The sequence below is a fragment of the Saccharopolyspora ipomoeae genome (genome assembly GCF_029952525.1).
GTDB lineage: Bacteria > Actinomycetota > Actinomycetes > Mycobacteriales > Pseudonocardiaceae > Saccharopolyspora > Saccharopolyspora ipomoeae.
This window is the reverse complement of sequence record NZ_JASAOF010000003.1, coordinates 266,397-286,565: the sequence shown is the minus strand read 5'-3', so window position 1 is coordinate 286,565 and position 20,169 is coordinate 266,397. Positions and strand designations below refer to the sequence as shown.

Sequence of the window (20,169 nt, the reverse complement as noted above, 5' to 3'; positions counted from 1 at the left end):
AGGGAGTGAACGCGTTGTTGCGGCAGACCTGGGCCGGTCTCCGGCTCCTGCTGGTGGCCACGGTCCTGCTCGGCGTCGGCTACCCGCTGGCGATCTGGGGAGTCGGCCACCTGCCGGGCCTGGCGGGGAGGGCCGAGGGCTCGCAGATCGTCGCCGACGGCCGCGTCGTCGGTTCGTCGCTGATCGGGATCGACCCCGTGCCCGCGAGCGGAGCAAGGGATCCTTTCTTCCACACCCGCCCGTCGGCGTCGGCGGAAGGTTCCCTCGGTCCCGGCGACCCGGCCACCTCCGGCGGCACCAACCTCGGCGGCTTCGACGAAGGGCTCCTCGCTGTCGTCCAGGAGCGCCGCGCGGCGATCGCGGCCCGCGAGGGAGTCGTCCTCGACGCGGTCCCGGCCGACGCGGTCACCGCCTCCGCCAGCGGAGTCGACCCGCACATCAGCTCCGCCTACGCCGCCCTCCAAGCCCCGCGCGTCGCCCGCGTGACGGGACTCCCCTTCACGCAGGTCCAGGCCCTCGTCTCCGACAACGAGGAGGGAGGTTTCCTCTCACCCCGGATCGTCAACGTCACCACCCTCAACGCAGCGGTCCACGCGGCCACCCGCTGACCTGAGGTGGGGAAGTTTTCATGAAAACTTCCCCACCCATTATCAGACGTGAGGTCCCTCCGGAACGGGAGGTTTTCATGAAAACGTTCCCCACCTCCGGACAGGAGTTCCTCCGGAATCGGGGTGTCGTGGGAACTTCCGCCTCGACCCGGGACGGGATTCCCCCTTCGGGGTGGGGAAGTTTTCATGAAAACTTCGCTCCTCATGTCGTGACAGGATTCCTCCCACCAGGTCGGGAGGATCCCTCCCCGGTGCCGGTACCGGTGCCGGTGCCGGTGCGGCGTGGGCGTTGGTAGTGGGTGATGATCGTCGTTAATAGCAGCGGGCAGTAGGAGACTGGAGTCGTGGAGCAGGGGCGCAAGCGCGGTGAGCTGCGGATCTACCTCGGGGCGGCGCCAGGGGTCGGCAAGACCTACGCGATGCTCAACGAGGCGCACCGCAGGGTCGCGCGCGGGACCGACGTGGTCGTCGGGTTCGTCGAGGACCACGGGCGGCCCAAGACCGCGGCACTGCTCGACGGCCTCGACGAGCTGCCGAGGGCGACCGTGACGCATCGCGGAGTCGCGCTGACCGAGTTCGACGTGGACGGGATGCTCGCGCGCGCCCCCGAGGTCGCCGTGGTCGACGAACTCGCCCACACCAACGCGCCCGGCAGCCGCAACGACAAGCGCTGGAAGGACGTCGACGAGCTCCTCGACGCCGGCATCACCGTGCTCTCCACGGTCAACGTCCAGCACCTCGAAGGTCTCAACGACGTCGTGGAGACCATCACCGGCGTGCGGCAGCGGGAAACCGTCCCCGACGAGGTCGTCCGCCGCGCCGGGCAGATCGAGCTGGTCGACATCACCCCGCAGGCGCTGCGCCGCCGCATGGCCCACGGCAACGTCTACCCGGCCGAGCGGGTCGACGCCGCGCTGGGCAACTACTTCCGCACCGGCAACCTCACCGCGCTGCGCGAGCTGGCACTGCTGTGGCTGGCCGACCAGGTCGACGTGGCGCTGCGCCGCTACCGGGCCGAGGAGCAGATCACCGCCACCTGGGAGGCCCGCGAGCGCGTGGTCGTCGCGGTGACCGGCGGACCGGAGAGCGAGACCCTGATCCGCCGGGCCCGCCGGATCGCCTCCCGCGCCGGGGCGGAGCTGCAGTGCGTGCACGTGCTGCGCGGTGACGGCCTGGCCGGGGCGTCACCGCGCGCGCTGGCCAAGGCCCGCGAGGTCGCCGACGCGCTCGGCGCCAGCTTCCACACCGTCGTGGGCGACGACGTGCCGGAGGCGCTGCTGGAGTTCGCCCGCGCCGCCGACGCCACCCAGCTGGTGGTGGGAACCTCCCGCCGATCGCGCTGGGCGCGGGTGCTCGACGAGGGCATCGGGGCCACCACTGTGCAGAAGTCGGGGCCGATCGACGTGCACATGGTCACCCACGACGAGGCGGGAACCCGGCGGCTGGCCAAGAGCCCGGCCCGCAGCCCGCTGTCGCCGGGCCGCCGGCTGTGGGGGTGGGCGCTGGCCGCGCTGCTGCCTTCGCTGGTCACCGTTCTCGGCACCGCGTCGAGCAGCGTGTCGTTGTCCACCGACGTCGTCGGCTACTTCCTGGCCACGATCGTGGTGGCGATGGTGGGCGGGATGGCGCCCTCCATCGCGGCCGCGCTGCTGGCGGGCGGGCTGCTGAACTTCTTCCTCACCGAGCCCCGTTACACGCTGCTGGTGGCCGATCCGGAGAACGTGATCATGCTGGTGGCGATGATGGTGGTCGGGGTGCTGGTGGCCTTCACCGTCGACCGCGCCGCGCGGCTGGCCGAGCAGGCGGCGCGCGCCGGCACGGAAGCGGCCTTGCTCGCCTCCTACGCGCGCACAGTGCTGACCCATCCCGACCCCTTGGCGCGGTTGCTGGAGAAGGTCGCGGAGAACTTCAACCTCACCTCGGTCGCGCTGCTGGAGCGCACCGAGGGCGGCTGGATGGTCGCGGCCAGCACCGGCGTCGACCCGTGCCTGCGACCCGATGAGTCCGATGTGGACATCGAGGTGACCGAGGACGCCCACCTGTCGTTGCGCCGCGCCGGTGAGCGGCCGCTTCCCGCCGCCGACCGCGTGGTCCTGGAAGGCGCGGCGGGGCAGGCTCTGCTGGCCCTGCGGCAGCAGCGGATGGCCGACGACGCGCGCGAAGCCCAGCGCCGCGCCGACGCCAACGAGCTGCGCACCGCCCTGCTGTCGGCCGTCGGCCACGACCTGCGCACCCCGCTGGCCTCGATCAAGGCCTCGGTGAGCAGCCTGCGCGCCCCCGACCTGCGGCTCTCGCCCGACGACACCGCCGAACTGCTGGCGGGAGTGGAGGAATCCGCCGACCGGCTCACCGAGCTCGTCGACAACCTGCTGGATTCCTCGCGCCTGGCCACCGGAGCCGTCACCCCGCAGCTGCACCCCGTCGGCTACGACGAGGTCGTGGCCCGCGCGTTGGCCGGGCTCGACGGACGGCACCTCGTCGACGTCGACATCTCCGAACGCCTGCCGCGCGTCCGGGCCGACACCGGGCTGCTGGAGCGGGTGGTGGCCAACGTCGTGCAGAACGCGCTCAAGTACGGGCGGCCGGAAGAAGGGCGCATCCGGGTCAGCGCCAGCGAGCACGCCGCGCGAGTGGAACTGCGGGTCGTCGACCACGGTCCGGGACTTCCCGCCGGGGCCGCCGACACCGCGTTCGCTCCCTTCGAGCGGCTCGGCGAGCACGGCGAGCGCGGCGACTCCGGACCGGCCGGTGTCGGGCTCGGGTTGAACGTGGCGCAGGGTTTCGTGGACGCGATGCGGGGAACCATCCGCGCGGAGGACACCCCGGGCGGCGGATTGACGATCGTGGTCGCGCTGCCCGCGGCGGAACAGGGGGAATAGATGACGAAGGTGCTGGTCGTCGACGACGAACCGCAGCTGCTGCGCGCCCTGCGCATCAACCTCTCCGCACGCGGGTACGAGGTGCTCACCGCCGTCGACGGCGCCTCGGCGCTGCGCGCCGCCGGGGACGGCAAACCCGACGTGGTCGTGCTCGACCTGGGGCTCCCCGACATCGACGGCAGCGAGGTGATCGCCGGGCTGCGCGGTTGGACGACGGTTCCCATCATCGTGCTGTCCGCGCGCACCGACTCGACCGACAAGGTGCACGCGCTCGACGCCGGGGCCGACGACTACGTCACCAAGCCCTTCGGGATGGACGAGCTGCTGGCGCGGCTGCGCGCCGCGGTCCGCCGGGCCAGCACCACCGGCGACGCCGATCAGCCGGTGGTCGAGACGGCGACCTTCACCGTCGACCTGTCGGCGAAGAAGGTCCTCCGCGACGGCATCGAGATCCACCTCACGCCGACCGAGTGGGGAATGCTGGAACTGCTGGCCCGCAACCGGGGTCGTCTCGTGGCGCAGAAGCAGCTGCTCCACGAGGTCTGGGGGCCGCAGTACGCCAACGAGACGCACTACCTGCGCGTCTACCTCGCCCAGCTCCGCCGGAAGCTGGAACCCGACCCGAGCCGCCCGCGCCACCTGCTGACCGAGCCCGGGATGGGGTATCGGCTGGAGCCCTGAGGACGTCGCATGCGCGGTTGCGAATAGGGGTGGGAAGTTCGCCGAACCCGGTGCTCGGCGTCTTCGGGCGCTGCTACTGTCGGTCCCGACCCGGTGATCAGATGCCGCCGCGACCTGGGGGTTTCCGCGATGACGACGCCAGTGCCGCCGCCTCCCGCGCCGGATTCGGGAGCGGCCGCGCAGACCATCACGGTCAACGAGGACAACGTCCTCGAGGTCCGCAAGACCATCCTGTCCGCGGCCGAGGACGCGCGCGAGCGGCTGTACGGCCTCGCCGCCAGCCTGCAGGTCACCCCGCCCGGGGATGACGAGGTCAGCAAGCACGCCGCGACGACCTGGACGGCTTACCTGCTGGGCAACCAGGATTCGCACTTCAACAGGCTCATGCAGTACGTCGACAACGTCGAGAAGCTCGGGGAGCAGCTCGGTGAGGCCGCCAAGCAGTACGGCTACACCGACGAGGAGATCAGCGCCTCCTTCCAGCTGACGCGAGGAGCGAAGTGAGGACGACCCCGGTGCTAGTGCGTACCTGGTCCGCTGCGACGACGGTCGCCGCGGCTCTGCTGATCCTGACCGGTTGCACCGTGAACGGTCCCGATCCGGCTCCGGCACCCAGCAGCGCTCCCGCCGCCGACGAGGACGTGAAGCTGCCGCCGCGACCGAAGGACCTGGCGGTCGCGGGCAAGCAGGACGACGACGTGTGCACTTGGCTGAGCGCTGAGCAGCAGCGATCGCTGCAGGTCGCGGGCGGTCAGCCGGTCATCAAGGACGGCGACAACTACAACGGGTGCGGTTTCCTCGGTGATACCGGTCCGGCGCGGTTCGCGATCGGCGTGCGCATCGTGCCGGAGCCGATCGATCTGTTCCTCGACAAGATCAACTCCAGTCCGGGTTCCCGGCAGGTCTACGCGCTCAACGGTTTCAGCGCCGTGCAGTCCCAGATCAACGGCGGCGAGAGCCTCGGGTGCGATGCGTTCGTCGACGCGGCGCAGGGCCAGACGGTGTGGATCAACATGCAGCTGCAGACGCCGAACGCCATGAACAACGACCAGATGTGCGAGAAGGCCCAGACGGCGGCGCATTCCGTCGTCAGCACGGTGCAGGCTCAGAGCTAGGGGGCTGGCGTGACCTACATCGATCCGATCCGCGACATCCGCTTCAAGGGGATGGACATCCCCGAGCTGCAGCAGTGGATCGCCCAGATCAAGCAGGGTCAGGGCACCCAGGCGATGCAGGGGGCCGTGCGCGCGCTCGACAAGTGCGTGCAGGTCGTCGTCGACCTCGACGACACGCTGCGCCGCGAACTCGCGAAGCTGCAGGTCGAGTGGGAGGGCAGCGCGGGAAGTCTCGCGACTGAGGCGACCCGGCAGCAGAGCGTGGCCCTCGGCGACGCGCCCGACCCGCTCGCGGTGTCGGCGAGCAGCGTCGACGCGCAGGCCGGTGGGTACGAGTCGGCGCGGCACACGCTGCCCAACGCCGAGGAGCTGCGGCACAGCCGGTCGGAGAACGTCTTCGAGTGGGCCGGAGGCGCTTTCGGGTACGAGAGCGACTACGACCAGGAGGCCAAGCAGATCGAGGCGCAGAAGCAGGCCGCGCAGGCGGCGCTGTCGAACTACCGCGACACCTCGGTCGAGCAGGCGCAGGCCTACCAGCCGCTGCCGACGATGCCCGCGGCCGTGGTCGCGCCCGCGGCGTCGGCCGGATCGGTCCCCTCGGCAGGGATCGGATCGTTCGGATCCGCTCCGGGCGGGTCCGGGGACGTCTCCGGGTCCGTGGTCGGCGGCCGGGTCGGCGGTGGCAGCGTCGGCGGTGGCCGGGTCAGCGGGGAACGTCCGGTAGATCCGAAAACCCCTGTGGCACAACCACCTTCCGGTCAGCGACCCGGTGAGCGGCGTCCGGGTGAAGAGCGTCCGGATCACGGCGAGGACGAGCACGCCGCCGAGTTCGACACCGAGCCGGACCCGCAGGCGGGCGCGGACACCGGTGGCGGGATCAGCACCGGCACCGTACTCGGCGTCGCCGCCGGTGGCGCGGCCGTGGCCGGGATCGGCGCGTACGCCGCCAGCCGGGCCCTCGGCGGCCGCGCCCCCGCGACCGCCGGGCCCAAGGTCGTCCCGGGGGCCGAGCCGAAGGCTCCCGCGACGCGCGGCGGGACGATCGGCGGCGGTCCGGGTGACACCGTGGCGGGCAAGGCCGCGGGCGGGACTCCGGGCAGCAGGCCCGCGCCGGGGTCGATGATGTCGCCGGCGGCCACGCGCGGCGAGAAGCCCGGTGAGGACGCCGAGCACGAGAACAAGTACACCGCCGAGGAAACCCCGTTCGACGACGACCGGTTGGTCGCTCCCGCCGTGCTCGGGCACGTCGAGCCGAAGGCCGAGGACGCCGCCGACGACGGGGCTGAGGACGGGGACGACGAACCGGAGAAGCGGGACTGACGGTGCGCCCTGGAGCCGAATCCGAGTCGATCACCCTGTCGGTCCTGGAGTTCGACGTCGTCTGCGAGGCGGCGGGACTCGACGCGCGGCGGCACATCGTCCTCGACGTGCCCAGCCCCGGCAGGACCTTCACCGAGCGCGCTGAACTGGTCGCGCAGGCGTGGGAGTCGTTGCGGCACAAGCGCCTTGCCGAGGCGAAGCGGGATCGGGTGGAGGTCGAGTTCGCCGACCTGCTCGGCCTGCTGGACCGGCCGCAGCGCAGCGTCGACGTCCGGATCTGGGCGGACCGCTCGATCCGCGCGCTGGCCTGCGCCAACGGTGGTGAGGGGCTGCTGACGGTCGTCGACGGCGACGTGGTCGAGATGACCCCGATCCGCGGCGGCTCGCTGGCGGAGGCAGCCGTGTCGGTGGCCGGCGACGTGCCGCCCGGGCCGGGACGGGCGGTGAGCCTGCCCCACGACGTGCTGCGCAAGGCATCCGAAGTCGCGGGTGCCAGCGGGCCCCTGGTGCTCACCGACGAGCTGCGGATCCTGGGTATCGGCCACGACGACGCCGCGGACGTCGCGAACATGGCCGACAACATGGGGATTCGCGGCCAGTTCGGCGCCGAGGGCAACCCCGGTCGCGGCAAACCGGACCGCGCCGGTCGGGTCGTCGCCTTCCACGACACCGACCGAGGCCGCTACCTGCACGTCGTCCGCCCCAGCGGCGACGGCCGCGCCTGGAGCACCATCGCCCCGGCCGACAACGCCCGCCTGGCCACCTACACCCGAGAACTCCTCACCGAAGTCTGGGACGACCCCACCACCCACGGCTCAACAACACCCCACGACTTCACCACCCCCACCTTCTCCTGACACCCGATCACCCATCCCCCTGTCAAAAACCGCAACATTCGTCGCGCGAAAACCGCAACATTCGTCGCGCGAAAACCGGGGTTTTCGCGCGATGAAAACCGGGGTTTTCGCGCGCGGGGTGGGGAGTGGGGTCGTGGTGGCGGTGGGAGTGGTGGTGGGCAGGGGACGGTTTTAGCCATAATCACCCATGATCAATGTCCGTTTTGTCTGGACAGTTGTGGCTAAAACTGTCCTGTGGTGACCCGGGTGGGGACGGGACGCGAACTAGGGTGGGGGCGTGTACTCGGAGTTGATCTCGCGGGCGAAGCGGCTCGCTGATGGTGGGCAGCGGCGGGTCCTCGGGATCGCCGGGGCGCCCGGTGCCGGGAAGGGGACCGTGGCCGAGCGGGTCATGTCCGAGCTCGGGGACCGCGCGGTTCTCGTTCCGATGGACGGGTTCCACCTGGCGAACGCGCAGTTGCGGCGGTTGGGGCGGGCCGAGCGCAAGGGGGCGCCGGACACCTTCGACGCCGCCGGGTACGTCGCGCTGCTGCGGCGGATCCGGGAAGGCGCCGAGACCGTCTTCGCACCGAACTTCCACCGCGAGATCGAGGAGTCCTTCGCGGCCGAGATCGCCGTGGACCCCGAGGTTCCGCTGGTCATCACCGAGGGCAACTACCTGCTGCTCGACACCCCGCCCTGGGCGCCGGTGCGCGGCCTGCTCGACGAGTGCTGGTTCCTCGCCCCCGACGACGAGCAGCGCGTGCAGCGCCTCGTCGACCGGCACGTCCACTACGGCCGCACGCCCGAGGAGGCCGCGGAGTGGGTGCAGCGCAGCGACGAGCGCAACGCCGCGATCGTGGCCGCCACGCGCGACCGCGCGGACCTGGTGATCGACGGCGACCCGAGCTGAACCTCAGCGCTCGCGGAGCTCGGCGCGGACGTCGTCGGGGATCCGGCCGGTGTGGTCGATCGGCGTCCACGCCTCGCTGCGGATCCACTGCGAACCGCAGCCGCGGCAGGCCAGCAGCGGAAGACCGTTGAGCTCCTTGGGCGTCCGGTGCCAGGAGCACAGCGACCGGCACGCGTGCACCGCCAGCGACATCAGTGGGAAGTCGTGCTCGCGCTCGGGCCGGGCGAGGGCGTCGGCTCCGGCGTCGTGGGCTCGGTCGTGGACGTCGGCGTCGGCGACGGGCGCGTCGGGGACGGCCGGGTCGGCGTCGGGCGCGGCGACGACGGCGTCGTGGTCGTGGGCGGCGGAGGCGGCGGCAGCGTCGACGACGGGCTGGTGGAGGTCGACGTGCGGGTGGCCGACGTCCTCTCGCTGCTGGTCGTCTCCGAGCTGGTGGTGCCGGTGATCGGCGGGCCCGGCGGCATCGGCGGCGCCGTCGTCCACGACGTGGTGGTCCGAGAGGTGCTGGGGTGCAGCGTGATGCCCGGTTGGGCTGATTCCCGCTGCTGGCTGGAGCCGGCTACGACGACGGCGGTGGTGGCGAAGATCGTGGCGACGGCGATGCCGGACGCGGCGAGCATCACCAGGCGCTTCGGCCGGGCGTCCGGGTCTTCCACGTCTAACGGGTCCATCGGTGCCCCAACTCGTGTCGGTTCGTCCTCGTCCCCCGGTGTCCCGGCGCGCCGGGATCTGGCGGATCATACCGGGGGCCGGATTCGCCCCGATCAACAGCCGGTGATGTGACCTCGGAGGGCGCGCGGCATCATCGGGGACCGTGACGGAACAGGAGCCGGTACGACTGCTCGCACGCGTGCACGGACACGTGCAGGGCGTGGGTTTTCGCTGGTGGACGCGTTCGCGCGCGCTGGAGCTGGGGCTGGTCGGCAGCGCCACCAACCTGCCCGCCAACCGCGTCGAGGTCGTCGCCGAGGGGCCCCGGGAGGACTGCGAGAAGCTCCTGGAAGCCCTGCGTTCCGGTCGCACGCCCGGCCGCGTGGACCACGTCGCCGAGCTCTGGATGGAAGCCAAGGGCGGTTTGGACGGCTTCGTCGAGCGCTAGAACCAGCGGTTCTGCGTCGAGTCGAGGTCGATCGACGGTAGAGTCTCCCGGACGTGGTCGCGTAACCGACGGGAAAGGTCGACGGCAGCCGTGCATCTCAAGAGCCTGACGCTGAAGGGGTTCAAGTCCTTCGCCTCGGCCACCACGCTGCGCTTCGAACCCGGCATCACCTGCGTCGTCGGCCCCAACGGCTCGGGCAAGTCCAACGTGCTCGACGCGCTGCGCTGGGTGATGGGCGAGCAGGGCGCCAAGGACCTGCGCGGCGGCAAGATGGAGGACGTGATCTTCGCGGGCACCGCGGGTCGCGCCCCGCTGGGCCGCGCCGAGGTCACGCTGACCATCGACAACGCCGACGGCGCGCTGCCGATCGAGTACACCGAGGTCTCCATCACGCGGCGGATGTTCCGCGACGGCGCCAGCGAGTACGAGATCAACGGCAACTCGTGCCGGTTGATGGACGTGCAGGAACTGCTGTCGGACTCCGGCATCGGCCGCGAGATGCACGTCATCGTCGGTCAGGGCCAGCTCGCGTCGATCCTGCAGGCCAAGCCCGACGAGAACCGCCGCCTCATCGAGGAGGCCGCGGGTGTGCTCAAGCACCGCAAGCGCAAGGAGAAGGCGCTCCGCAAGCTCGACGCGATGCAGGCCAACCTGACGCGTCTGACCGACCTCACCAGCGAGCTGCGGCGGCAGCTCAAACCGCTGGGCAAGCAGGCCGAGATCGCCCGCAAGGCGCAGACCGTGCAAGCCGACCTGCGCGACGCGCGGCTGCGGCTGATCGCCGACGACCTGGTCACCGCCCGCGCCGACCTGGCCCGCGACGAGGCGGACCAGGAGACCGCGCGCGCCAAGCGCACCGAGGTCGAGCGTGCCCTGCAGTTCGCCCAGTCCGAGGAGAAGACCCTCGAAGAGGCCGTCGCCGCCGACGCGCCGCGCCTGAACAAGGCGCAGGAGACCTGGTACCGCCTGTCCGCGCTGGAAGAGCGCCTGCGCGGCACGCTGCGGCTGGCCGCCGAGCGGCACAAGCACCTCACCGAGCAGGGCGAGGAGCAGCGCTCCGGCCGGGACCCCGACCAGCTCGACGCCGAGGCCGAGGAGGCCGCCGAGCAGGAGATCGAGCTCCGCGAGCAGGTCGAGGAGGCGCGCGAAGCCCTCCAGGAGGTGGTGCAGCGCCGCTCCGAGCTGGAATCGCAGCTCAAGCAGGCCGAGCAGGCCCACATGGCCGCGGTCCGGGCCATCGCCGACCGGCGCGAGGGCGCCGCGCGGCTGTCCGGTCAGGTCGAGTCGTTGCGCGGCAAGGTCAGCGACAGCGCCGACGAGATCGAGCGGCTCTCCGAGTCCCTGGAGGAGGCCACCGCCCGCGCGGAGGAGGCGCACAGCGCGCTCGCCGACGCCGAGGAGGAGAGCGGCGGCCAGGACTCCGACGACGCCGGCCTGCAGGAGCGCCGCGAGGCCGCCGCGCAGGCCCGCGACGCCGCCCGAGCCCGGGTGGAGGAGCTGGTCAAGCAGGAGCGGGCCGCCGAGCGGGAGATCGCGTCCTGGAAGGCCCGCGTCGAAGCGCTGTCGATGGGCTTGCAGCGCAAGGACGGCGCGGGCGCCCTGCTCGCGGCCGGGGACCGGGTGCCCGGTCTGCTCGGGTCGGTCGCCGCGCTGCTCACCGTCGAGACCGGTGCCGAGGCGGCGCTCGCCGCGGCGCTGGGCTCGGTCGCCGACGCCGTCGTGGTCCGCGGCGTCACCGACGCGGTTACCGCGCTGGAACTGCTCAAGTCCGACGACGCCGGGCGGTCCGGCGTGGTCGTCGGGTCGGACGCCGACGTCGACCGCTCGCAATGGCCGCAGCTGACCGGGTCCGCCCGCTGGGCGGTCGACCTGGTCAGCGCGCCGGACGAGCTGCGCGGAGCGGTGCTCAGCGCGCTGGACCGGGTCGCGGTGGTCGACACCCTGGACGCGGCGAAGGACCTGGTGCAGGCCCAGCCCAGCGTGCGGGCGGTGACCTCGGCGGGTGACGTGCTCGGCGCGCACTGGGCCACCGGTGGTTCCGACGACGAGCAGAGCGTCATCGAGGTCCGGGCCGCCGTCGACGAGGCCGAGGCCGAGCTCGCCGCCGCCGAGCGGCGCCTTGAGCAGCACTCGGCGGCGTTGGAAGGCGCTCGCGCCGAGGAGGAATCGCGCCGGGCCGAGGCCCGCGCCGCGCAGGAGCAGATCAACGAGGCCAAGGTCGCCCGCGCCCGCAGCACCGAGCGGCTCTCCAGCCTGCAGCGCGCCGCCCGCAACGCCACGTCCGAGGTCGAGCGGATCTCCGAGCAGCGCGTCAAGGTCGAGCAGACCCGCGACCAGTCGCTGACCAAGCTCGCCGAGCTGGAGGAGCGGCTCGACGCGGTCAAGAACGAGCAGGAGGAGGCCGCCGAGCCCGACACCGATGAGCGCGACCGGCTCTCCACCGAGCTCACCGGCGTGCGGCAGCAGGAGATGGACGCGCGGCTGACGCAGCGGACAGCGGAGGAACGCGCCCGCGCCGTGCAGGGCCGCGCCGACCAGCTGCGCCGCGCCGCTCGCCACGAGCGGGAGGCCCGCGCCCGCGCCGAAGCGGCTCGCGAGGCCCGCGAGCGCGCCGCCCGCGTCACCCGCGTCGTCGTCGACGGGGCCGAGACCGCGCTGGAGCGGATCACGGTGTCGCTGCAGGCCGCGACCGAGGAGCGCGACGTCGCGCAGGCCAAGCAGAGCGAGCACGAGCAGGCGCTCGGCGTGATCCGCGCGCGGGTGCGCGAGCTGTCCGGCGAGCTGGAGAAGCTCACCGACGCCGTGCACCGCGACGAGGTCGTGCGGGCCGAGCAGCGGTTGCGCATCGAGCAGCTCGAAACCAAGATCATCGAGGACTTCGGCATCGGCTTGGACGACCTGGTCGACGAGTACGGCCCGACCGTCCCGGTCCCGCCGAGCCCCGCCGAGGTCGCCGAGTACGAGGCCGCCAAGGAGCGCGGCGACGAGGTCAGCGCCCCGCCGCCGGTGCCCTACGACCGCGCCACCCAGGAGCGCCGCGCCAAGCGCGCCGAGAAGGACCTGTCGCTGCTGGGCAAGGTGAACCCGCTGGCGCTGGAGGAGTTCGCGGCGCTGGAGGAGCGCTACAAGTTCCTGTCCACCCAGCTCGAAGACCTCAAGGACAGCCGCCGCGACCTGCTCAGCGTCGTCAAGGAGGTCGACGAGAAGATCCTGGAGGTCTTCTCGTCGGCGTTCGAGGACGTGGCCAAGGAGTTCGAGGTCGTCTTCAAGGTCCTGTTCCCCGGCGGTGACGGGCGCCTGACGCTCACCGATCCCGAGGACATGCTGACCACCGGCGTCGAGGTCGAGGCGCGTCCCCCGGGCAAGAAGGTCAAGCGGCTGTCGCTGCTGTCCGGTGGCGAGAAGTCGCTGACGGCGGTGGCGATGCTGGTGGCGATCTTCCGCGCCCGGCCCTCGCCGTTCTACGTGATGGACGAGGTCGAGGCCGCGCTGGACGACACCAACCTGCGCCGCCTGATCACCTTGCTGGACCAGCTGCGCACGACCTCGCAGCTGATCATCATCACGCACCAGAAGCCGACGATGGAGATCGCCGACGCGCTCTACGGCGTCACCATGCGCGGCGACGGCATCACCCAGGTCATCTCACAACGCCTCAAGGGCAAGTCGGACGGCGAACCGAAACCCGAAGGCGCCCCGGAAGAAGGCACCCCGGAAGAAGGCGACGTCGCAGCGGTTCTGGACTAAGAACCGGTTCGTGGGTCGGGGGGCGGACCCCGAGGGCTTCCGCCGCATGACTAGACGCCGCCGAGGGCGTACCCGATGCTGAAGGCGACCAGGGCCGCGACCAGGACGACGCCGAGCACGATGGTCCAGCCGGGGGCGGTGTCGCGCATGGTTCTCCGACCGGGCGCGTGGTCGGCGAGGATGCGCTGCGGTGCGGCGCGGTTGAGCAGCGCGGGCCGGCACAGCTGGGATCGGCAGTGCGCGCACTCGGCGAGGTGCGTGCGCATCATCAGCCAGTCGACGTCGTCGAGCTCACCGGCCGCGTAGGCGTCGAGCCTGCGCTGGAACTCCCCGTGGTCGGTCCCCGCTCCGATCCGCCTGCGGACGAACATCCCCATTGCCCCTTGATCGGCTTCCGAACCGCGAACCTGAAGAGCTGTAGCGGACGGGGGTGCGGGAACCGCCGAACGCATGCGCGAAGATGGGTTCGATCCGGCATCCCGCGAGGCGTCGTGGCACTAGGAGATCGTGATGACCAACCCGTACGGCCCGCCGCCAGGGCAGTCGCCATACCCGCAGCAGGGCGTGCCGCCCGGCTACCCGCAGTCCGGGCCGATGCCCCAGCAGCAGCCGCCCGGGTACCCCCAGCAGGGCTATCCGCAGCAGGGGTACCCGCAGCAGCCGCCGTCGCCGCCGCAGGGATACCCCCAGCTGCAGGGCTACCCGCAGTCCGGCCCGATGCCCCAGCAGCCGCCGCCCCAGCAGATGCCCCCGCAGCAGCAGATGCCGCCGCAGTTCCCGCCGCCCCCGCCGGGCATGGGCCGGTTGCTGATCGACTGCTCGTTCCACTGGCTGGGCTGGGCGTTCCTGCTGTTCAAGCCGCAGGTGACGATCAACGGCCAGCCGGGGCCGGTGCTGACCTGGGGCAAGAACCCGATCGACCTGCCGCCGGGACAGCACCAGATCCAGGTGCACGTGAACTACCTGTGGAAGATCGGCCACGCGACCGCGGTGATCCCGGTCGGCGCGGGTCAGCAGCTCGACGTCTTCTACCGGGCGCCCGCGATGGTCTTCGTCGACGGCGCGATCGGCCCGACCCCGCAGGCGACCCCGGGCATGGGCCTGACCATCGGCGTCAGCATCGCCGTGTTCGTCCTGGTCCTGCTCGTCGGCCTGCTCCCGCTGGCCCTCTGACGCACGAGCGGAACGGCCCCCGGTGATCGCACCGGGGGCCGTTCCGCGTCGTGGTCAGACGGTTTCCGGCGTCCGCTCCTCCTCGTCGCTGTGGCGCAGCGACAGCAGGCCGCCGACGACGAGGGTGACGATCACGCCGAGCGGCGTGTACCAGGGGAACGCCAGCGACGTCTCGCCTCCTTCGCCGTCGGGGAAGCTCACCCCGATGACGAAGTACAGCACCACCGCGAGGGTCGCGACGAACGCGATGATCGCGTCCGCCTGCCGGGCCCGCTTGACCAGCAATCCCAGCAGGAACGAGCCCAGCAGCGCGCCGTAGGTGTAGCTGGCGATGCTGAGACCGACCTCGACGACCGGGTTCTCGGTGCTGGTGAACATCGACGCGAACGCCACGAACACGACCGCCCACACCAGGGTCCACAACTTGCCCATCCTCAGCACCGAGGCGTCGTCGAGCGGCTTCTTCGAGAGCCGCTGGTAGAGGTCGCTGACCGTGGAGGTCGACAGCGAGTTCAGCGACGACGCGAGGGTGCTCATCGCGGCGGCGAGGATGCCCGCGATGAACAGGCCCGAGACGCCCGGCGGCAGGTCGTTGACGATGAACTGCGGGAACAGCTCGTCGGAGCTGGACAGGCCCATCGAGTCCGGGGTGGCGCCCTTGTAGAAGGCCCACAGCATCGTGCCGATGAACAGGAACAGCGCGAACTGCAGCGCGACCACGACACCGCTGGTGATCAGCGCGCGGCGACCGTCCTTGAGGTCCTTGCAGGCCAGCAGCCGCTGCACCATGAGCTGATCGGCGCCGTGCGAGGCCATCGCGAACACCGCGCCACCGATCACGGCGGTGAAGAACGCGTACTGGTCGGTGATGATCGACGAGGAGAAGTCGAAGAGCTGGAGCTTGCCCTCGGCCATCGCCGTGGAGAACCAGTCGCCGGGCAGCTCGCCGAACAGGATGATCCCGGCGACGACGGCGCCGCCGACGTAGACGATCATCTGGATCGCGTCGACCCACACCACGGCCCGGATGCCGCCGAAGTAGGTGTAGACGACGGTGAGCACCGACAGCAGCGCGATGATCTGCCAGTACGCCAGGTGGACGTCGAAGGCCGCCAGCATCACCTTGACCGGGATGGCGGTGGCGAACAGCCGCAGACCGTCGGCCAGCAGCCGGGTGATCAGGAACGTCACCGACGCCGTGCCCTGCAGCCCGTTGCCGAAGCGCTGCCCGAGGAACGCGTAGGCGCTGACCAGGTTCCCGGCGAAGTACCGGGGCAGCAGCACGAACGAGACGATGATGCGGCCGATGAGGTAGCCGATCGCCAGCTGCAGGTAGGTGAAGCTGCCGAGGTAGGCCACCGTCGGCACGCTGATCACGGTCAGCGTGGAGGTCTCGGTGGCCACCACCGAGAAGCACACCGCCCACCAGGGCAGTCGCCTGCCGCCGACGAAGTAGTCCTGCGAACTCCTCTGCTTGCCGCTGAGCAGCAATCCCAGCGCCGGCATCGCGATCAGGTACAAGCCGATCACGACGAGGTCGAGCGATCGCATCTGGCCTCCTAGTTCGTCGCGGCTGATCGCACGATCAGCCGCCGGGGCGGGGTGGTGGCGGGTTCCGGCAGCCGCAGTGCGGTGCGGCCGGGGGTGATGCTGCCGAGGATTCGGGGGCCGGCCGCTCCGGTGGTCCCGGGCGTGTTGCCGGGCAGGCCGTGCCAGGTGAGGAAGCCGAGCAGCGCGGTCAGCAGGGCCTCCTTGCTGTCGGCGGGCATCCCGAGATCGTTGCTGACCAGCACCGGGACGTCCAGCCGTCGGCGCAGTGCCGCCAGCAGCACGGGGTTGTGCACGCCGCCGCCGGAGACGACGACGCGGTGGGCGCCCTCGGCGCGGCAGGCGTCGGCGACGGTGGCCGCGGTCAGCTCGGTGAGGGTCGCCAGCAGGTCGCCGTCGTCGATCGGCCTGCCGAGCTCGGTGAGGGCGCGGTCGAGGTGGGCGGCGTTGAAGTGCTCCTTGCCGGTCGACTTCGGCGCGGGCAGCGCGTAGTAGGGCTCGTCGAGCAGGAGCTTGAGCAGGTCCTCGTCGGGTGTTCCGGAGGCGGCCAGGGCTCCGTCGGTGTCCTGCGCGCGGCCGGTCCGCTGGTGCGCGGCGAGGTCGATGAGCGCGTTGCCGGGCCCGGTGTCGTAGGCCAGCGGTTCGGGCCCGCCGACCACCGTGATGTTCGCGATCCCGCCGATGTTCACCGCGACCTGGGTTTCCGCTCCGCCGAGCCAGAGGGCGTCGAGGACTCCGGCCAGCGGCGCGCCGTGGCCGGAGGCGGCGACGTCGCGGGTCCGCAGGTCGGAGATCACCGGCAGCCCGGTGGCCTCGGCGATCCAGGAGGGCTGGCCGATCTGCAGGGTGCCGAGGGCGCGGTCGCCCTCGACCCAGTGGTAGAGCGTCTGGCCGAGCGAGGCGATGAAATCGGCCTCGCCACCGGCGAGCTCGACGCCGAGGCGGGCGGCGTCGGCGAAGGCCTGGCCGACGTGCGTGTCGAGGCGGCAGAGGGTCGCGGCGTCGACGTCACCGGGCGGCAGCGCGTCGCGCAGCTGTTCGCGCAGGTCGGCGGGGTAGTCGAGGGTGGTGTCGCCGAGCGGCCGGAGCAGGATCGCCTCGCCGTCGAGGGCCATCTCGGCGGCGACCACGTCGATGCCGTCCATCGAGGTCCCCGAGAGCAGTCCCACCACTCGCCACCAGCGCATACCTGTGGTGTATTGCACACGGACATGAAAAAGCAAGCACTTGGCACGCATTGTTGGTGAATTGCTCACGGAACCGCCTGGCAGGTGCCTGGTCGAGGCGGTTAGAGCAGGTGGGAGGATGGCCGGGTGACCACCTCAACCCTGATTGCGATCGTCGTCGTTGTCGCGCTGGTGCTGGCTCTCGCCGTGGTCGCCGGTGTGGTGCTCAACCGCCGTCGGCGGATCAGCCTCCGCGAGAAGGACGAAGCCGAAGCCCGCCCCGAGGTCAAGGGCGGCGGTTACCAGGCGGGCGGGGGCATCAGCTTCGCCAGCGGCGCCGCCACCGCCGAACCCGAGACCGCCGGGCCTGCTGAAACAGCTGGGCCTGCCGAGACAGCTGCGCCCGAGCACCCGGTCGAGGAGCGCACCGAGGTGGAGGGGCAGCCGGGCGTCGGTGACGACGCGGCGGTCCCGCGCGACACCGAGCGGCGCGGCATCGTCGACGTCGAGCTCCCCGAGGAGCCCGCCGGTTCCGGTGACACCGCGACGGCCGAGCCGCTCACCGAGCCCGAGGTCCCGGCCCAGCCCGCGGCACCCGAGCCCACCGGGACCGAGCCGGCCGCCGAACCGGTCGCGCCGCCGGAGCCGGAGAAACCCGCGGTCGAGCCGGAGGAGATCGAGCCCACCAGCGGTCGCCTGGAGCGGCTGCGCGGACGGCTCTCCCGCTCCCGCACGACCTTCGGGCAGAGCCTGCTGGGCCTGCTCGGCGCGGGTGACCTCGACGAGGACTCCTGGGAGGAGATCGAGGACACCCTGCTGATGGCCGACCTGGGCGCGGCCACCACCACCGAGATCATCGAGCGGCTGCGCGGCGAGATCGCCTCCCGCGCCGTCCGCAGCCCGGAGGAGGCCCGCGCGGTCCTGCGCGAGGTGCTCGTCGACGCGCTCGGCCAGGACATGGAGCGCTCGGTTCGGGCCCTGCCGCACGGCGACCCCGCCGACGGCGGCAAGCCCGCGGTGCTGCTGGTCGTGGGCGTCAACGGCACCGGCAAGACCACCACCACCGGCAAGCTGGCCCGCGTGCTGGTCGCCGACGGCCGCACGGTGCTGCTGGGCGCGGCCGACACCTTCCGCGCCGCCGCGGTCGAGCAGCTGGCGACCTGGGGCGAGCGCGTCGGTGCCGAGGTGGTCCGCGGCAACGAGGGCGCCGACCCGGCCAGCGTGGCGTTCGAGGCGGTCAGCCGGGGCAGCGACAGCGCCGTGGACGCGGTCCTGGTCGACACGGCCGGGCGGCTGCACACCAAGACCGGTCTGATGGACGAGCTCGGCAAGGTCAAGCGCGTCGTGGAGAAGAAGGCGCAGGTCGACGAGGTCCTGCTGGTGCTGGACGCGACGACCGGCCAGAACGGGCTCATGCAGGCCCGGGTGTTCTCCGAGGTCGTCGACGTCACCGGGATCGTGCTGACCAAGCTCGACGGCACCGCCAAGGGCGGCATCGTCTTCCAGGTGCAGCGCGAGCTCGGCGTCCCGGTCAAGCTCGTCGGCCTCGGCGAGGGGCCGGACGACCTGGCCCCGTTCGAGCCGGGTGCCTTCGTCGACGCCCTGCTGAACTGATCCCGCTTCCGGAGCGAGCCCCCGGCGACCCGTCGCCGGGGGCTCGCTCGTGCCCGGGGGACGACGCGTCGTGGCTGGTGAGGGGGTTTTGGGCTGTTCGGGGGTATTCCCGCGGCAGGTGTGCAGAGGTTCACTGCGGGAGAGTTTGTGGTACGGCCGTTCCATGTAGTTGAGTTGTGCCCGCGACGCCGCCGGGAGCGGATCTCGTCGCGGACCAGCTCTTTTCATCGAAGGGATGTTGCGTGGACACGGGAGTCCAGGGGGGAACGCCGCGGACCCAGCGGGTCACCGCGATCGTGACCGTGATCGTGGTGGTGCTGGTGGCGCTGGCGTTGCGGCCGCCGTTCACCGCGGTGGCGCCGCTGCTGGAGCGCATCCAGCACGACCTGGGCGTGTCCGGCACGTTCAGCGGTGTCCTGACCACGCTGCCGGTGGTGTGCCTGGGCGCGTTCGCGTTCATCGCGCCGAAGCTGCGGCAGCGCTTCGGCGACGAGCGGGTGCTGCTGGGCTGCCTGGTGGTGCTGCTGATCGGCAACTCGCTGCGCGCCTTCGGCAGCGTCGCGACGCTGCTGGCGGGCACGGTCGTCGTCGGCGCGGGCATCGCGGTCGCCAACGTCGCCGTTCCCGGCCTGATCAAGCGCGACTTCCCGCACACGGTCCCGGTGGTCACCGCCGTCTACACGATGTGCCTGACGCTGGGCGGCGCGATGGCCGCGGCCGCCGTGGTGCCGATCGGGGAGGCGCTGGGCTCGGCGTGGCGGGCGCCGCTGGGCCTGCTGGCCGTACCGGTGCTCGTCGCCCTGGTGATCAGCCTTGTCGCGGTGCGCGGCAGCGCCGTCGCCGCCCCGAAGCCGGTGAGCCCGGGCATCCTCTGGCGCAGCTCGCTGGCCTGGCAGGTCACCTTCTTCATGGGCCTGCAGTCCTCGCTGGCCTACGTGGTGTTCGGCTGGCTGCCCACGATGCTGCAGAGCCGCGGCATGAGCCCGGAGCTGGCGGGGCTGGCGCTGGGCGTGCAGGCGGCGATCCAGGCGATCGGGTCGATGTCGATCCCGGTGCTGTGCCGGAGGCTGCGCGACCAGCGGGGCATCATCGTGGTGCTGGCGCTGATGCTCATGGCCGGTTTCGGCGGCATCCTGCTGGGCCCGCCGTCGCTGGCCTGGCCCGCGGTGGTCGTGCTGGGCCTCGCGCAGGGCGCGGCGTTCGGTCTGGCGCTGACGCTGCTGGGCCTGCGCTCCCCGGACAGCGACACCACGACCGCCTTGTCCGGTATGGCACAAGGTGGGGGATATCTCATCGCCGCGGCGGGTCCGCTGCTGATCGGTCTGCTGCACGACCTCACCGATGCCTGGACGGTGCCGCTGGTGCTGATCCTGGCCTGCTCAGCGGGCTGGTTGGCGTGCGGACTATCGGTCGGGCGACCGGTCCAGGTCCCGTCCGTGATCGGCCGCGTAACACGGAATTGACGCGTCA

At 71.7% G+C, this 20,169-nt stretch carries 17 protein-coding genes; 13 read left to right on the top strand and 4 right to left on the bottom strand.

Going from position 1 to position 20,169, the window contains the following annotated elements; translation table 11 throughout:
* Positions 1–5: 5 nt before the first annotated feature.
* The 8 genes from QFW96_RS07960 (at position 6) to QFW96_RS07925 (ending at position 8,352) form a co-directional block, all read left to right on the top strand.
* Positions 6–608: a potassium-transporting ATPase subunit C gene (locus QFW96_RS07960; RefSeq protein WP_281454903.1), complete on the top strand. Its 603-nt coding sequence runs from the start codon at positions 6–8 to the stop codon at positions 606–608.
* Between the two features lie 344 nt (positions 609–952).
* Positions 953–3,487, top strand: a complete 2,535-nt coding sequence (locus QFW96_RS07955) for a DUF4118 domain-containing protein (protein ID WP_281454902.1) — start codon at positions 953–955, stop codon at positions 3,485–3,487.
* On the top strand, positions 3,488–4,168 hold the full coding sequence (locus QFW96_RS07950) for a response regulator (RefSeq protein ID WP_281454901.1): 681 nt from the start codon (positions 3,488–3,490) through the stop codon (positions 4,166–4,168).
* Positions 4,169–4,297: 129 nt separating this feature from the next.
* Positions 4,298–4,672, top strand: a complete 375-nt coding sequence (locus tag QFW96_RS07945; protein WP_281454900.1) for a hypothetical protein — start codon at positions 4,298–4,300, stop codon at positions 4,670–4,672.
* 11 nt (positions 4,673–4,683) lie between these two features.
* Positions 4,684–5,283 carry a DUF3558 family protein gene (locus tag QFW96_RS07940; protein WP_281454899.1) on the top strand — a complete coding sequence of 200 codons (600 nt, stop codon included), beginning with the start codon at positions 4,684–4,686 and terminating at the stop codon, positions 5,281–5,283.
* A 9-nt stretch (positions 5,284–5,292) separates the two neighbouring features.
* Positions 5,293–6,603, top strand: coding sequence for a PPE domain-containing protein (locus QFW96_RS07935; protein ID WP_281454898.1), 1,311 nt, complete (start codon positions 5,293–5,295; stop codon positions 6,601–6,603).
* A gap of 2 nt (positions 6,604–6,605) precedes the next feature.
* The gene (locus QFW96_RS07930) at positions 6,606–7,460 is read left to right on the top strand and encodes an ESX secretion-associated protein EspG (protein ID WP_281454897.1); all 855 of its coding nucleotides are present in this window, start codon (positions 6,606–6,608) and stop codon (positions 7,458–7,460) included.
* A gap of 277 nt (positions 7,461–7,737) precedes the next feature.
* Positions 7,738–8,352 carry a nucleoside/nucleotide kinase family protein gene (locus tag QFW96_RS07925; protein ID WP_281454896.1) on the top strand — a complete coding sequence of 205 codons (615 nt, stop codon included), beginning with the start codon at positions 7,738–7,740 and terminating at the stop codon, positions 8,350–8,352.
* Between the two features lie 3 nt (positions 8,353–8,355).
* On the opposite strand, the gene QFW96_RS07920 is transcribed toward QFW96_RS07925, so the two are convergent.
* On the bottom strand, positions 8,356–8,835 hold the full coding sequence (locus tag QFW96_RS07920; RefSeq protein ID WP_281454895.1) for a hypothetical protein: 480 nt from the start codon (positions 8,833–8,835) through the stop codon (positions 8,356–8,358).
* Between the two features lie 331 nt (positions 8,836–9,166).
* Between QFW96_RS07920 and QFW96_RS07915 the strand changes: the two genes are divergently transcribed.
* Both QFW96_RS07915 and smc read left to right on the top strand, forming a co-directional pair.
* A complete protein-coding gene (locus QFW96_RS07915) occupies positions 9,167–9,451 on the top strand; it encodes an acylphosphatase (protein ID WP_281454894.1) in 285 nt (94 codons plus the stop codon).
* Between the two features lie 90 nt (positions 9,452–9,541).
* Positions 9,542–13,198, top strand: coding sequence for a chromosome segregation protein SMC (gene smc, locus QFW96_RS07910; RefSeq protein WP_281454893.1), 3,657 nt, complete (start codon positions 9,542–9,544; stop codon positions 13,196–13,198).
* A gap of 50 nt (positions 13,199–13,248) precedes the next feature.
* Here smc and QFW96_RS07905 read toward each other — a convergent pair whose 3' ends face one another.
* Complete coding sequence (locus QFW96_RS07905; protein ID WP_281454892.1) at positions 13,249–13,575, bottom strand: zf-HC2 domain-containing protein; 327 nt, start codon at positions 13,573–13,575, stop codon at positions 13,249–13,251.
* 133 nt (positions 13,576–13,708) lie between these two features.
* Here QFW96_RS07905 and QFW96_RS07900 point away from each other — a divergent pair, with 133 nt between their 5' ends.
* Entirely contained in the window at positions 13,709–14,371 is a 663-nt protein-coding gene (locus QFW96_RS07900; protein ID WP_281454891.1) for a hypothetical protein, read from the top strand.
* A gap of 54 nt (positions 14,372–14,425) precedes the next feature.
* Here QFW96_RS07900 and QFW96_RS07895 read toward each other — a convergent pair whose 3' ends face one another.
* Positions 14,426–15,922 (bottom strand): sodium:solute symporter, encoded by a 1,497-nt coding sequence (locus QFW96_RS07895; RefSeq protein WP_281454890.1) that lies wholly within the window; start codon positions 15,920–15,922, stop codon positions 14,426–14,428.
* Positions 15,923–15,930: 8 nt separating this feature from the next.
* The gene (locus QFW96_RS07890; RefSeq protein WP_281454889.1) at positions 15,931–17,106 is read right to left on the bottom strand and encodes an anhydro-N-acetylmuramic acid kinase; all 1,176 of its coding nucleotides are present in this window, start codon (positions 17,104–17,106) and stop codon (positions 15,931–15,933) included.
* A 126-nt stretch (positions 17,107–17,232) separates the two neighbouring features.
* Here QFW96_RS07890 and ftsY point away from each other — a divergent pair, with 126 nt between their 5' ends.
* Both ftsY and QFW96_RS07880 read left to right on the top strand, forming a co-directional pair.
* Positions 17,233–18,699 (top strand): signal recognition particle-docking protein FtsY, encoded by a 1,467-nt coding sequence (gene ftsY, locus QFW96_RS07885; RefSeq protein ID WP_281454888.1) that lies wholly within the window; start codon positions 17,233–17,235, stop codon positions 18,697–18,699.
* 242 nt (positions 18,700–18,941) lie between these two features.
* Positions 18,942–20,162 (top strand): CynX/NimT family MFS transporter, encoded by a 1,221-nt coding sequence (locus tag QFW96_RS07880; protein WP_281454887.1) that lies wholly within the window; start codon positions 18,942–18,944, stop codon positions 20,160–20,162.
* Positions 20,163–20,169: the final 7 nt, after the last annotated feature.

Coding starts and splice junctions, on each gene's coding strand:
- QFW96_RS07950 (WP_281454901.1), top strand. CDS start 3,488: ATGACGAAGGTGCTGGTCGTCGACGACGAACCGCAGCTGCTGCGCGCC.
- QFW96_RS07945 (WP_281454900.1), top strand. CDS start 4,298: ATGACGACGCCAGTGCCGCCGCCTCCCGCGCCGGATTCGGGAGCGGCC.
- QFW96_RS07905 (WP_281454892.1), bottom strand. CDS start 13,575: ATGGGGATGTTCGTCCGCAGGCGGATCGGAGCGGGGACCGACCACGGG.
- QFW96_RS07900 (WP_281454891.1), top strand. CDS start 13,709: ATGACCAACCCGTACGGCCCGCCGCCAGGGCAGTCGCCATACCCGCAG.
- QFW96_RS07895 (WP_281454890.1), bottom strand. CDS start 15,922: ATGCGATCGCTCGACCTCGTCGTGATCGGCTTGTACCTGATCGCGATG.
- QFW96_RS07890 (WP_281454889.1), bottom strand. CDS start 17,106: ATGCGCTGGTGGCGAGTGGTGGGACTGCTCTCGGGGACCTCGATGGAC.